This is a genomic window from Parageobacillus thermantarcticus, assembly GCF_900111865.1.
Classification (GTDB): Bacteria; Bacillota; Bacilli; order Bacillales; family Anoxybacillaceae; genus Parageobacillus; species Parageobacillus thermantarcticus.
Window position 1 is genome coordinate 1 of record NZ_FOJS01000059.1, and the last position, 12,634, is coordinate 12,634.

Here is a 12,634-nt window from a genome sequence, read left to right on the forward strand (position 1 = left end):
CGGCGCTTGTCCCGGGTTTCCGCCAATTGTCGGTCGATGTCCTCCAACAAAGCCGTAAACAACTCGGCGAAGGCGTTTTGCAAGGCCCGAAACAAATCAAGTTCGATCTCTTTCCATGACAACGAATTTGTGGTAAGATGTTGTTGAATATTCATAGGACTCTCTCCTCCTGTTTGATAGTGTGGTTAATGAATATCTTACCAGGGAGAGAGTCCTTTTTTCATCTTTCCTGCTTGGGATCCTACCGCGCTTCGCTTGGTGGCCCCGATGAGGGGAATTGCGAACCTACGTTCCCAACCCCCTCATCGGGGAATTCTAAGAATTTCTCCCACAAACATTTTACTCACACAATGAAACTAGATGTTCCTGTTTTTGTCGCTTTTTATGAAAAAAAACCGTTCAGCTGACGGAAGCAGATTGACAACGGATGATGCGCGCGCATGTCGGCAATGGATTTTAGCGCAAACACTATGAAAAATTTCGCAGGCGGTAAAATGAGCAAATGCTGCTTATGAAAAAAGTATTATTCACAGCGAATGCATAAAAATTCATTCTAAAATATAAATAAATCCCTCTTGCATTTCCATACAAGAGGGGGATTGTTATTACTCGAATTTGTTTGGATCGCCATCAAACGGCTCGTCTGCGACTTTGATGGATTCCGTCGGGCATCCTTCGTATGCATCCATCATGTCGTCAATAAGAATTTCCGGCACTTCGACGATTCCTTGGTTGTCGTCAAGTGTTACGTATGCGATGCCATCTTCGTCATAGTCGTAAATATCTGGAGCTGCGGCACCGCATGCACCGCATGCAATGCAAGTTTCTTTATCGACAATCGTATATTTTGGCATGAATAAAAACCTCCTCAAATTCTATTTCAAACGGATGTGTCATCTCCGTGTAATATACTCGGAAATGAACTTCACTTCTTATAATAAGACGGTTTTTATAACTTTTCAATATAAAAATGTCGCTATTTTCAAACATGGCCATTTTTACATTTCCCATTTTCCGTTTTTCTAAACCGAGAAAACTTTATATGAGAAATTGAGCAGATGTTTCTGTTACAATGATGTATATTCCAAACGTTTGATAAAGGAGCGACACGGATGAAAAGCGGATATGCATCGTTTTTGATGTTATTTTGTTTACACCGTTTCAACGGAGAACGGTCTTTATCCGCGATATATCATCTATTTTCTGGAAAAAAGTCGTCGCAAACGTTGCAAGATAGCAAATGGTTTCAGTTAGAACGCTTTTTTGGAACATGGAAAGAAGCCACGTTAAACGATATCGAGGCATTAGCTGAACAGCTGCTGGAAAACGGCTTGATTTCCCCTGTGCAAAATCGTTCCTATGTGTTGACAGAAGAAGGAAGAAGGCAGTTCAATGAACAGATGCGGCAAGCATTTTTCCCTGTTCATCTCAACGGATGGCGGTATCATGCATCGGAAAAATGGTTTTGGTACCGTCTATCTTTGCTTGTACAAACGTTATCGAACGTGCTTCATCGCACCCGTTTCGAACCGATTCACCGCCATGAGGAAACGTTCATTTGGGTGAAGCAGTATTTATTATCGCAAAGAAAAATGGCGCGGGAATTGGCGCAAACGCTTTATGAAGAAATATATGACATTCTTTCTTCTGTTTCGGAAGAAGAAGCAACGGTGTTTACGTTGCGCTTGACGAGCTTTGAGCGAATCGGCTGGACAAATGAACAAATCGCATCCTTATTGCAAAAAGACCCGGTATACGTCCACTTTCAATTTCAAAATGTGTTGCATTATATGATGGCTACAGCGGAAGCAAAACAGCCATCCGTTTTGTATGAATTAATGCATGATTTGTCATTGCCTATACCGTTGACGTTTTCGACACGAAAAACGTATGAATGGCTCTTGCGCGGAAAATCGATTGAGGAAATCGCCAAGTTGCGCCGTTTAAAACGAAGCACCATTGAAGACCATGTCGTGGAGATTGCGGCGAATATTCCGCAATTTTCCATTTGGCCGTTTGTCAGTGAGAAAAAGGCGGAAAAAATTATGGAAACGGTGCGAAAGTTGCGAACGAGAAAATTAAAAGTGATTCGCGATGCGATCGCTGACGATGTCAGCTACTTTGAAATTCGCCTCGTGTTGGCAAAGGAAGGGAAAATGTGGTGACATTAGAACAGTTGCTTCGCGAAAAATTCGGTTATGACTCGTTTCGAAAAGGGCAGCGGGAAATTATTGAAGACATTTTGCGCGGATATGATGTATTGGCGATGCTGCCAACAGGTGGAGGCAAATCGCTTTGCTATCAGCTTCCCGCATATGTACTAAAAGGCAGTGTATTAATTATTTCACCGCTCGTTTCGTTGATGGAAGACCAAGTGCAGCAGCTTCGGCAACGTGGGGAAAAGAGAGTCATCGCCTTTAATAGTTTTTTAGAAACGGAAGTAAAGAGAAAAGCGATCGAGCGGCTGCATGAATTTCGGTTTATTTACGTTTCCCCGGAGATGCTGCAGTCGGAACGGCTGCTTCACGCGCTGATGAACATCCGCATTTCCTTGTTTGTCGTCGACGAAGCGCATTGCATCTCCCAGTGGGGGTACGATTTTCGCCCTGATTTTTTAAAGTTGGGGGAAATCCGCAAGCATCTCGGCTCTCCAACTTGTTTGGCGTTAACTGCCACCGCGCCGCCTGAGGTAACGGATGATATTGTCCATATTTTGCAGCTTCAGCCGCTGCGCCGGCACATTCACTCTGTTGACAGGCCGAATATCGCGATCAAAGTAGAAAAAACGGAGTTTATTCATGAAAAAATAAACAAGCTGTTTGATTATGTCAAAATGTTGCAAGGGCCGGGGCTCGTTTATTTTTCAAGCAGGCAATGGGCGGAAACAACGGCGCGACAGTTGCAAAGGGAAGGAATCGAGCGAGTCGCCTATTATCATGGAGGAATGGATTCCGAACAGCGGATGCTCGTCCAACAGCAATTTTTGCGCGGCCAATTGGACATCGTTTGCTGTACGAGCGCGTTTGGCATGGGAGTGAATAAGGAAAATATCCGTTTTGTCATTCATTTTCATATGCCCGGTCAAATGGAGGCGTATTTGCAAGAAATTGGAAGAGCTGGGCGCGATGGAAAAAGGAGCATTGCGATTTTACTGTATACCAATGGCGATGAGGACATGGTACAATCACTTATGGAAACGGAATTGCCAACAGATGCACAGGTGAAGCGATTATGCGAAAGCTTGCTGTTATATGGCGCGGCGCCAGATAGTTTAGAACAGCAAATGAGCGCATGTTCGTTGACAGATGTGCAGAAACGGATTTTAATGTATTTTTTGGAAACAGAAGGGATCGCTTCCTCACCTCGACCGCTGACAGAACAAGAGGTTGCTGCTTTGTATGAAAAGCTAATAGAGAAGATCGAATCACGCAGACGATGGAAACGAAAAAAGCTCTTAGAAATGGTAAAATGGATTTTTCATCATTCATGCCGACGGGAGTTAATCGTTCGCGCGTTTCAACAATCGTTGGAGAAAAAACCAGATTTATGTTGCGACCGGTGCGGATTTCCACTGGATGGTTACTTGCGCGTGGAGACGGAGAAAAAGGAGTTTCATTTTCATGGCTGGCAAGCGGAATTAAAGCGAATTTTCTTTTAAGTGAGGCGTGTTTAGATGAGGCGGCAAAGTGAACAAATCCGCATGATGAGCGACCGCGAAGTACTCATTCATTTATATGTTACCCAGTTATTGTTAATTGTCGTGTCAGCTATTGCTGGATTTTTTCTTTTTGATATTTCGACATTCCAAAAAATTTGGCAGTTTGATGCCACCACGGTGCTGACGTATGGCGGAGGGAGCGCTGTTATTGTCTTAGCCATCGATTTTTTGACAATGCGCTATTTGCCGGAGCATTGGTATGATGATGGAGGAATTAACGAAAAAATTTTTGAAAATCGGTCGATTCCGCATATCTTTTTTTTATGTTTATTGATCGCATTTAGCGAAGAGCTGCTGTTTCGCGGCGTCATCCAAACGCATTTTGGCTTGTTTGTTGCAAGCATCATCTTTGCATTGTTGCACGTGCGCTATTTGGAAAAGTTGTTTTTATTTGCGATGGTCGTCTTGTTAAGCTTTTTTCTCGGATATGTTTATCAATGGACAAACAGCCTTTGGGTGACGATTTTTGCCCATTTCCTGATCGATTTTATTTTGGCGGTTCATATTCGCCTTGATTATGTTCGCAACATGAAACAAAAAGACGGGGGCGATCGTGTGTGAGTCAGCACGAACAAGCAGAAGGTGCATGGCGCGGGCCAGCGGAACAAAAGCGTGAGGACGTCTTGTCGCTTCCGCCGCGCAGAGAGGTGCATAGACGAAAGAAAGCAAAAAAGCGAGCGAAATGGAAGTTAAAATATCCGCTTATCCGTTTGTTAGCGCTGTTTTTTATTTCCCTCCCGGTTTTAATGTTAGGCATTTATTATGCAAATAACGATTCAAAAATCGTAACCGTCGTAACGCGCAGCGAGACGGGCAGTTACGAACAAATTGATATTGCTCCCGCCGAGGAAAGAACTGCGCTGCCATCAAGCGAATCTAGCGTGCGGAAAAAAGATCGTCCTCCATCAGACGGACAAAAAGAAAATGGAGCTTTAGATGGGCATCCAAAAAAGCAAAAAACGATTACACACACGGTGCAAGAAAATGAAACGCTATATAGCATTGCGATGAAATATTATCAAAGTGATAAAGGAATGGAAGTTATCAAAAAATGGAACCATTTAAAAAGCATGCAGCTTCATAAAGGACAAGTACTGCAAATTCCAATGGTGGACGTGGAAAAATAAGGGCGGATCCCCGATTTTTTGGTCTAATCAAGTAGACTTGTACATACGTTTATACTAGAGGTTGCTAAAAAATGAGGGGATTCGGCCGTGAGCAAAGGATTTTTCGAAAATCTTTACATTGATGAAGTAACGAAGCAAATGCTGCTTGCTGTGATTGAAAAAAAGCGAAAATGGGAACGTTTAAAGAAAAATGCGATTTTTTTGCAACTTGTTGCTTTTAGTGGATTTACTTCATTTTTCATCTACGTTTTAGTTGATTTGGTTGTTCCAAGCGGCACATGGGCGGCGTTTGTTCAAGCGTTTTTCGGGAAAACGGTGCATTTGTATATATTATTATGGTTGTTTACATCGTATTGGGCCGGCTTATATTATAAAAGAAAATGTGATAAAGCCGAAGAAGAATTTCACTCGCTTCGCTGTGAAATCATTCAAAAAAGCACCGATTTATGGAAAGAAGAGCAACAATGGAAAGAAAGGCATAAACTGTTTGAACTGATGAAAAAGGAGTATGATATTAACCTGTATTACGAAAATAGCTGAATGGTGCTCTCCCATTCAGCTATTTTCATCAGAAAAATTTCTTCCGGTCGCGCTCTTCTTTTAAAATTTCGACGGCCTCGCGAAAACGCTGGGCGTGAATGATTTCCCGTTCGCGCAAAAAGCGGAGCCCGTCGTTTAAATCAGGATCATCGCTCATGTTAATAATCCATTGGTATGTTGCTCGCGCTTTTTCCTCTGCTGCAATATCTTCGTACAAATCGGTAATCGGGTCTCCTTTTGCCTGAATGTACGTCGCCGTAAATGGGACGCCGGCGGCGTTATGATAAAATAAAGCGCGATCATGATCGACATAATGTGCATCCAGCCCTGCTTCTTTCAATTGCTCTGGCGTTGCGTCTTTCGTTAGTTTATATACCATTGTTGCGATCATTTCCAAATGCGCTAATTCTTCTGTTCCGATATCTGTAAGCAGGCCGATCACTTTGTCGGGAATCGTATAGCGCTGGTTTAGATAGCGGAGCGCAGCGGCAAGTTCCCCGTCTGCCCCACCATATTGTTCAATTAAATATTTTGCTAATTTCGGATTGCATGTGCTGACGCGGACGGGATATTGCAATTTTTTTTCATAAATCCACATCTTTCATTCCCTCCCTTTCTGGCGCGTTGCTTTTTTGTTATATTTGCCAAGGCCAAGGGGCATCATCCCAGTTCCACGGATAGTTGGAATAGCTGTTTCCAAATTGCTGAAGCGGTCCATAGGCGGATTCAAACTGTTTTTTTAATTGTTTACGTCTTTGCGCGAGCTGGTTAAATTGTTGGATGGCTTGATAGTCAGTAGGATGGGTGTCGAGGTATAATGTGAGTTCGACGAGGGCAAAATCAACCGTTTGCAGCTGTTCCAAAAGCTCATAATATTCTTTTGACACCTGTTTCATTGTTGATCACCTTTGCGTTTCATTTCATACGGGCCATAATATGGATCATAAAAAATTTTCCAAAGAGTTCCTTTTTTTAACGCTTCATGCAATGGAAATTGCGGCAAGTTTGGCGGCTGAAATCCGACATATTGATTCGGTGCGGTAACATATGTTTTGACGCGAATCGGCGGGCAAGGGTCGAACGGACTTATATAAGGTTCATATTGTTTTCTGGTCGTAAACATAAGAAACCTCCTTTTTGCAGAATTTCAGTCTATATTTATGACTGTTACGTTTTATTCATGCCTCCCTTTTTTGATGAATACATGTAAGAAAAAGATCAAGTCCTGATTATTGTGTAAATTTCACTTCTGGCCCAGCGAGAATTTAGGTTTCGGAAAAACCCAACTGCTTTTTGCCGCTTCTTTTTACACAAACTTCCGACTTGATCGAAGAAAAAGGGAGGAAGGAAAATGTTGTTTCATCTGTTTTGCGTTGTTGTCGGATTTTTGTGTGGGTATTTGATGATTCATTGGCTGCCGCCGGTCACTCCGTTTCATTTCGTTCATTTTATTACCGAACTTATTTTCAACCCCCTCCGGTCGTTTTTGGCGATGGTTTGTTTTTTAATTGGTTTTTTGGCCAATGCAGTGGTAATTCGTACCATAATGGCTGGGGTCATTTTATGGTTACAGCGAAAACAAGTGCGCTGGGGGGAGTGGCTGATTAGCTGTTGCGGCGCGTCGGGAAGTTTTTATTGGCTGTTTCAATCGGAGACGAAGCTAACCGTTTTGTTTTTTATTTTCGCTTTTATTTATGGTATGATATCATTGGACTTTCGTCGTTCTCGCGGATACAAACGGGATTTATAGGAGGCATTATGTTGGTTTGGATCGTCGTTTTTGTTTTTCTTTGCTTATTGGCTTACATGTGGTGGGAAGCGCATCGAAACCGCGTTGTTCGCATTGAATTGGCATTTCCGCAGTTTCCAAACAGTTTTCGGGCGTTTTCCATTTTTTTTATTTCTGATCTTCACAGGAGGACATTAGCGAAAAAAATCGTCGAGGAAATAAAAGGGGAGGCGGACATTGTGCTAGTTGGCGGGGACCTGACGGAAAAAGGGGTGCCTGCCGCGCGCGTCAAGGAAAATATCCGCCGTTTAAAAATGATCGGACCGGTTTATTTTATTTGGGGGAATAATGATTACGAAGCAGAATATGATTTGCACTCACTTTTGCTCGAAGAAGGGGTGCATATATTGGAAAACCGCGCTGTTGTGCTACAATCCGCAAACGGGGAAAAGCTTGCGCTCATCGGGGTGGCAGACGTGAGCAAACGCAAAGCAAGGTTGGAGGAAGCGCTTCAAGGAGTGGATGAGAACGCCTTCCGCATTCTCGCCTCGCATAATCCGAAAATCGTCCAGCGCCTTCGCCCCGAGCACCGCATTTCCCTTGTCGTCAGCGGACATACGCATGGAGGGCAAATTCGCTTTTTGTCGTTCGGGCTGTATGAAAAAGGGGGATTAAAAAACGTGAACGGAACGGCGGTTTACGTCAGCAACGGGTACGGGACGACGAACATTCCGCTCCGGCTTGGGGCTCCTGCAGAAACAAATTTGATTACCATTCGTTCATCTGAAGAAGATGGAGAAAAAATGCTTGTCTAAATGGCTGCAAACGATGTAAACTCAATAATAATAACAAACGAACCATTTACGAATTATTTCATACAATAACCGTAAGAGATGGCTGTGTAGGTAAGGAGGGGTGTTGATGCGTCTTGAGCGCTTAACCCACAATAAAATTAAAATTTTCCTTACGTTTGACGATTTAATGGATCGTGGTTTAACGAAAGAAGATTTATGGAAAGACACGTTTAAAGTTCATCAATTGTTTCGCGACATGATTGAGGAAGCAAGCGAGGAACTCGGCTTTGAAGTAAACGGGTCGATCGCGGTGGAAGTATACTCTTTACCGGCACAGGGAATGGTTGTTATCGTAACAAGTGAGGGCGAATACGACGATACGGAGGAAGAGTTCGCGGACGATTATATTGAAATGCAAGTAACGCTCGATGAGAGCGATGACATATTTTACGAATTTCAGACGTTCGAGGATGTCATTCAGCTCGCTCATCGCCTTTACGCGATCGGTTGCTTGGACGGAACGCTTTATTCCTATCAAAATCGCTTTTATTTACATGTCGCCGAGGAACCGCCGATTCCGCTCGATAATTTTGTCGCTTTGTTAGCGGAATTTGCCAGCCCTTCCACGATAACGATACATCGTGTGCAAGAATATGGAAAAAAACTAATCGAGCATCGCGCCATTGAACAACTTGTTCGCTATTTTCCGGCTTGTTAACGCTTCGTCAGACTCCGTCATGTGGACAAGGGGTCTGACTTTTTATCTTTTTCTTTTCGACGCTAGACTACAAGGAAAACAAATATACAATTATGAAAAAAACTGTTTTTCATATAAAAACGATGTAAATGGTTGTAAAAAGCCATAAATCGCTTGGCATTTTATTTTTTTCCTTTGCATAAATGAAAAGAAGGTGTATACTATGACATGAAGAAAGGTGACGTTATCAATTAACCATAGCGAGCTTATAGGAGGTTTACGTATGGTAGCCGACAAGCGTACCAACGAAGAAAATCTGGAAGAAAAAGAAGAACAATATGACGTATTAACGGCGACGCAAATCGTTATACATAGAGCATTAGAAAAACTGGGTTACCCAGAGGAAGTATATGAACTGCTTAAAGAACCGATTCGCATGTTAACAGTGAGAATTCCTGTACGTATGGACGACGGTACTGTAAAAATTTTTACCGGCTACCGTGCCCAACATAATGATGCCGTTGGTCCAACAAAGGGTGGCGTCCGTTTCCATCCAAACGTGACGGAACGAGAAGTGAAAGCGTTATCTATTTGGATGAGCTTAAAATGCGGGATCGTCGATTTGCCATATGGCGGGGGAAAAGGCGGAATCGTCTGCGATCCGCGCACGATGTCATTCCGTGAATTAGAGCGGCTAAGCCGCGGCTATGTCCGCGCGATCAGCCAGATTGTCGGTCCGACAAAAGATATTCCTGCGCCAGATGTTTTTACGAACTCGCAAATTATGGCATGGATGATGGACGAATATAGCCGCATTGACGAGTTTAATTCACCTGGCTTTATTACAGGAAAACCGTTGGTGCTAGGTGGATCGCATGGCCGAGAAACGGCGACGGCAAAAGGGGTTACCATTTGCATTCGCGAAGCGGCGAAAAAACGCGGAATTGATTTGAAAGGTGCCCGCGTGGTCATCCAAGGATTTGGAAACGCAGGAAGCTTTTTGGCGAAATTTATGCACGATGCTGGCGCGAAAGTTATCGGCATTTCCGACGTATACGGGGCGCTTTACGATCCAAACGGTTTAGATATTGACTATTTGCTTGAGCGCCGGGACAGCTTTGGCACGGTGACGAAATTGTTTAAAAACACGATTACGAATAAAGAATTGCTAGAACTTGATTGCGATATTTTAGTGCCGGCGGCGATTGAAAATCAAATTACGAAAGAAAACGCGCCAAATATTAAAGCGAGCATCGTTGTGGAAGCGGCAAACGGCCCAACGACGTTAGAAGCGACGGAAATTTTAACGAAGCGCGGCATTTTGCTCGTTCCAGACGTACTAGCGAGCGCCGGCGGTGTGACTGTGTCGTATTTTGAATGGGTGCAAAACAACCAAGGATATTATTGGACGGAAGAAGAAGTGGAAGAGCGGCTGGAAAAAGTCATGGTCAAAGCGTTTAATAACGTGTATGAAATGGCGCAAACGCGCCGCGTTGACATGAGGCTAGCTGCTTATATGGTTGGCGTTCGCAAAATGGCGGAAGCGTGCCGTTTCCGCGGCTGGGTATAAAGAGTAAGCAAACATATTTGCAACATGCCAAAAAATCCCCTATCATATGATAGGGGATTTTTTGAATTAGCTAAGGAGTGAACTGTGCAATGAAAGAAGAAAAGATCATTATTGTTGGCGGCGGTCCTTGTGGGCTTGCGGCGGCCATTGCTTTGCAAGATGTCGGTTATCGTCCGTTAGTAATAGAGAAAGGAAATATCGTTAATTCGATTTATCATTTTCCGACCCATCAAACGTTTTTTAGCACAAGCGATCGCCTTGAAATTGGCGGAGTTCCGTTTATTACGGAAAATCGAAAGCCAAAGCGAAATCAGGCGCTCGCTTATTACCGAGAAGTCGTCACGAGAAAAGAAGTGCGCGTGCAAACGTTTGAGAAAGTGGAACAAGTGGAAAAGCAAGATGACGGAACATTTCTTGTGCGGACGACAAAAGGACAGTACCGGGCCGAATATGTTATTATTGCCACCGGATATTATGACAACCCAAACTATATGAACATACCGGGGGAAGATTTGCCGAAAGTAACGCATTATTTTAAAGAAGCGCATCCGTATTACAATACCGATTGCGTCGTCATCGGCGGAAAAAACTCGAGCGTGGACGCGGCGCTAGAACTTGTCAAGGCGGGCGCGCGCGTCACGGTATTGTATCGGGGAAGCGGATATTCGCCAAGCATTAAGCCTTGGATTTTACCGGAATTTGACTCTCTCGTTCGCAAAGGAATTATTAAAATGGAGTTTAACGCCCATGTCAAAGAGATTACGGAGGATGCCGTCATTTACGAAGTGGGAGGCGAACGCAAAAAAATTAAAAACGATTTTGTATTCGCTATGACCGGGTACCATCCTGACCATGAATTTTTGAAAAAGATGGGAGTTGGGGTCGATTCGGAAACAGGCCGGCCGCTTTATGATCCGGAAACGATGGAAACGAATGTGCGCGGTATTTTTATCGCGGGCGTCATTGCCGCTGGAAATGACGCGAATGAAATTTTTATTGAAAACGGGCGCTTTCACGGCGCGCAAATTGCCGCTTGCATCGCAAAACGGGAAAAGGAAAAAAGGCAATAACGAAAAGGGGCTGTTTTTGTAGCCCCTTTTTCTTATTCCATAAACATTTCTTGCAGCTTTTGCAGATCGTTTGTTATTTCCAGCGCAACAAGCAGCTTAATGCGCGCTTTTTGTCCGTTTAACCCGTTGGAAAAAATCACTCCCATTTCTTTCAGCTGTTTTCCTCCGCCTTCATATCCATATATATCTTGTACAATGCCGTTAAAACAACGAGATACAAGCACGACGGGAATGCCAGCTGTAATCAAAGACTGGACGCCTTTAGCGGCGCGCGGCGGGAGATTTCCTTGTCCTAGCGCTTCGATCACGATTCCGTCGAGCGGAAGTGTTTGAATCGCCTGAAAGATCGCTTCATCCATGCCAGCATACGCTTTTAATAAAATCACGTTTTTAGAGATATTGGTGATTGGATAAGTCGTTCGTTTTATTGGAGCATGGTGGAAAAATACCCCACGTTTAGTGACGATGCCAATTGGCCCGTACTGCGGGCTTTGAAATGTGGCGATATTGGACGTATGTGTTTTCGTTACATTTTTAGCGGTATGGATTTCGTCATTAAGAACAACTAACACTCCTTTCCCGCGCGCCTCCTCGCTTTTGGCTACTTTGACAGATGCGATTAAGTTATATAGTCCGTCGGCGCCGATTTCATTGCTAGAACGCATTGCTCCTGTAACGACAATAGGTACGTCCGCTCGCACGGTTAAATCTAAAAAATATGCTGTTTCTTCCAGCGTATCTGTTCCGTGCGTAACGACGATCCCTTCCATTTGTTCGTTTGTGATTGTTTCTTCGATTCGATTGCGCAATTGCAGCATTTCGCGCGGCGTCATATGCGGTGAAGGCAAATGGAACAGTTCTTCGACATAAACGTCGGCAATGCTCGCTAACGGTGGGATTGCATCATGAAACGGATGCGTTTCGTCTGGACGAACGGCACCCGTTTTTTCATCTTCTTTCATCGAAATGGTGCCGCCTGTATGAATAATAAGAATTTTTTTCATCATCCTTCCTCCTCTGAAAAAGTTTTGCTATGATGAAATAACGGGTGTGAGTAAAATGTTTGTGGGAGAAATTCTTTGAATTCCCCGATGAGGGGGTTGGGAACGTAGGTTCGCAATCCCCCTCATCGGGGCCACCAAGCGAAGCGCGGTAGGATCCCAAGCAGGAAACATGAAAAAAGGACTCTCTCCCTGGTAAGATATTCATTGACCACACTATCAAACAGGAGGAGAGAGTCCCATGAATATTCAACAACATCTTACCACAAATTCGTTGACATGGAAAGAGATCGAACTTGATTTGTTTCGAGCCTTGCAAAACGCCTTCGCCGAACTGTTTACGGCTCTGTTGGAGGACATCGACCGACAATTGGCGGAAACCCGGGAC

Annotated in this window: 17 protein-coding genes; 11 read left to right on the top strand and 6 right to left on the bottom strand. The window is 43.9% G+C overall.

What is annotated here, in order from left to right:
• Positions 1–155: UPF0236 family transposase-like protein (locus tag BM278_RS18475; RefSeq protein WP_208601825.1), on the bottom strand; the 155-nt coding region annotated here is incomplete at its 3' end.
• Positions 156–605: 450 nt separating this feature from the next.
• Positions 606–854, bottom strand: coding sequence for a ferredoxin (locus BM278_RS16400; RefSeq protein ID WP_090951915.1), 249 nt, complete (start codon positions 852–854; stop codon positions 606–608).
• Between the two features lie 258 nt (positions 855–1,112).
• Here BM278_RS16400 and BM278_RS16405 point away from each other — a divergent pair, with 258 nt between their 5' ends.
• The 5 genes from BM278_RS16405 to BM278_RS16425 all read left to right on the top strand — a co-directional run bounded on the left by BM278_RS16405 (position 1,113) and on the right by BM278_RS16425 (position 5,385).
• A complete protein-coding gene (locus BM278_RS16405; protein WP_090951918.1) occupies positions 1,113–2,165 on the top strand; it encodes a YpbB family protein in 1,053 nt (350 codons plus the stop codon).
• Positions 2,159–3,658: a RecQ family ATP-dependent DNA helicase gene (locus BM278_RS16410; protein WP_090951920.1), complete on the top strand. Its 1,500-nt coding sequence runs from the start codon at positions 2,159–2,161 to the stop codon at positions 3,656–3,658. Before BM278_RS16405 ends, BM278_RS16410 begins: the two co-directional genes overlap by 7 nt.
• A gap of 15 nt (positions 3,659–3,673) precedes the next feature.
• Entirely contained in the window at positions 3,674–4,279 is a 606-nt protein-coding gene (locus BM278_RS16415) for a CPBP family intramembrane glutamic endopeptidase (protein WP_090951923.1), read from the top strand.
• Complete coding sequence (locus BM278_RS16420; protein ID WP_090951927.1) at positions 4,276–4,845, top strand: LysM peptidoglycan-binding domain-containing protein; 570 nt, start codon at positions 4,276–4,278, stop codon at positions 4,843–4,845. The genes BM278_RS16415 and BM278_RS16420 overlap by 4 nt, the downstream gene beginning before the upstream one ends.
• Positions 4,846–4,932: 87 nt before the next feature.
• Positions 4,933–5,385 carry a YpbF family protein gene (locus BM278_RS16425; RefSeq protein ID WP_090951930.1) on the top strand — a complete coding sequence of 151 codons (453 nt, stop codon included), beginning with the start codon at positions 4,933–4,935 and terminating at the stop codon, positions 5,383–5,385.
• A 28-nt stretch (positions 5,386–5,413) separates the two neighbouring features.
• Here the strand turns inward: BM278_RS16425 and BM278_RS16430 are convergent, their stop codons facing one another.
• The 3 genes from BM278_RS16430 to BM278_RS16440 are packed head-to-tail and all read right to left on the bottom strand — an operon-like array spanning position 5,414 to position 6,508.
• On the bottom strand, positions 5,414–5,983 hold the full coding sequence (locus BM278_RS16430) for a manganese catalase family protein (RefSeq protein WP_090951933.1): 570 nt from the start codon (positions 5,981–5,983) through the stop codon (positions 5,414–5,416).
• 37 nt (positions 5,984–6,020) lie between these two features.
• Positions 6,021–6,281 (bottom strand): spore coat protein CotJB, encoded by a 261-nt coding sequence (locus BM278_RS16435; RefSeq protein ID WP_090951937.1) that lies wholly within the window; start codon positions 6,279–6,281, stop codon positions 6,021–6,023.
• On the bottom strand, positions 6,278–6,508 hold the full coding sequence (locus BM278_RS16440) for a spore coat associated protein CotJA (protein ID WP_090951940.1): 231 nt from the start codon (positions 6,506–6,508) through the stop codon (positions 6,278–6,280). Before BM278_RS16440 ends, BM278_RS16435 begins: the two co-directional genes overlap by 4 nt.
• 228 nt (positions 6,509–6,736) lie before the next feature.
• Between BM278_RS16440 and BM278_RS16445 the strand changes: the two genes are divergently transcribed.
• The 5 genes from BM278_RS16445 to BM278_RS16465 all read left to right on the top strand — a co-directional run bounded on the left by BM278_RS16445 (position 6,737) and on the right by BM278_RS16465 (position 11,245).
• Positions 6,737–7,135, top strand: a complete 399-nt coding sequence (locus BM278_RS16445; protein WP_090951943.1) for a hypothetical protein — start codon at positions 6,737–6,739, stop codon at positions 7,133–7,135.
• Positions 7,136–7,143: 8 nt separating this feature from the next.
• Entirely contained in the window at positions 7,144–7,929 is a 786-nt protein-coding gene (locus BM278_RS16450; RefSeq protein WP_090951946.1) for a metallophosphoesterase, read from the top strand.
• 106 nt (positions 7,930–8,035) lie between these two features.
• Positions 8,036–8,626 (top strand): genetic competence negative regulator, encoded by a 591-nt coding sequence (locus BM278_RS16455; protein WP_090951949.1) that lies wholly within the window; start codon positions 8,036–8,038, stop codon positions 8,624–8,626.
• A 262-nt stretch (positions 8,627–8,888) separates the two neighbouring features.
• Entirely contained in the window at positions 8,889–10,175 is a 1,287-nt protein-coding gene (locus tag BM278_RS16460) for a Glu/Leu/Phe/Val family dehydrogenase (RefSeq protein WP_090951951.1), read from the top strand.
• Between the two features lie 89 nt (positions 10,176–10,264).
• A complete protein-coding gene (locus BM278_RS16465) occupies positions 10,265–11,245 on the top strand; it encodes a YpdA family putative bacillithiol disulfide reductase (protein WP_090951954.1) in 981 nt (326 codons plus the stop codon).
• A gap of 32 nt (positions 11,246–11,277) precedes the next feature.
• On the opposite strand, the gene BM278_RS16470 is transcribed toward BM278_RS16465, so the two are convergent.
• Entirely contained in the window at positions 11,278–12,249 is a 972-nt protein-coding gene (locus BM278_RS16470) for an asparaginase (RefSeq protein WP_090951957.1), read from the bottom strand.
• Positions 12,250–12,487: 238 nt separating this feature from the next.
• Between BM278_RS16470 and BM278_RS18480 the strand changes: the two genes are divergently transcribed.
• On the top strand, positions 12,488–12,634 hold a 147-nt coding region (locus BM278_RS18480; RefSeq protein ID WP_208601826.1), incomplete at its 3' end, for a UPF0236 family transposase-like protein.

What these genes read in the sequence shown, in the direction of transcription:
- BM278_RS16460 (WP_090951951.1), top strand. Translation starts at nt 8,889, where the DNA reads ATGGTAGCCGACAAGCGTACCAACGAAGAAAATCTGGAAGAAAAAGAA.
- BM278_RS16470 (WP_090951957.1), bottom strand. Translation starts at nt 12,249, where the DNA reads ATGAAAAAAATTCTTATTATTCATACAGGCGGCACCATTTCGATGAAA.
- BM278_RS16415 (WP_090951923.1), top strand. Translation starts at nt 3,674, where the DNA reads ATGAGGCGGCAAAGTGAACAAATCCGCATGATGAGCGACCGCGAAGTA.
- BM278_RS16435 (WP_090951937.1), bottom strand. Translation starts at nt 6,281, where the DNA reads ATGAAACAGGTGTCAAAAGAATATTATGAGCTTTTGGAACAGCTGCAA.
- BM278_RS16430 (WP_090951933.1), bottom strand. Translation starts at nt 5,983, where the DNA reads ATGTGGATTTATGAAAAAAAATTGCAATATCCCGTCCGCGTCAGCACA.
- BM278_RS16455 (WP_090951949.1), top strand. Translation starts at nt 8,036, where the DNA reads ATGCGTCTTGAGCGCTTAACCCACAATAAAATTAAAATTTTCCTTACG.
- BM278_RS16440 (WP_090951940.1), bottom strand. Translation starts at nt 6,508, where the DNA reads ATGTTTACGACCAGAAAACAATATGAACCTTATATAAGTCCGTTCGAC.
- BM278_RS16405 (WP_090951918.1), top strand. Translation starts at nt 1,113, where the DNA reads ATGAAAAGCGGATATGCATCGTTTTTGATGTTATTTTGTTTACACCGT.
- BM278_RS16400 (WP_090951915.1), bottom strand. Translation starts at nt 854, where the DNA reads ATGCCAAAATATACGATTGTCGATAAAGAAACTTGCATTGCATGCGGT.
- BM278_RS16450 (WP_090951946.1), top strand. Translation starts at nt 7,144, where the DNA reads ATGTTGGTTTGGATCGTCGTTTTTGTTTTTCTTTGCTTATTGGCTTAC.
- BM278_RS16445 (WP_090951943.1), top strand. Translation starts at nt 6,737, where the DNA reads ATGTTGTTTCATCTGTTTTGCGTTGTTGTCGGATTTTTGTGTGGGTAT.
- BM278_RS16465 (WP_090951954.1), top strand. Translation starts at nt 10,265, where the DNA reads ATGAAAGAAGAAAAGATCATTATTGTTGGCGGCGGTCCTTGTGGGCTT.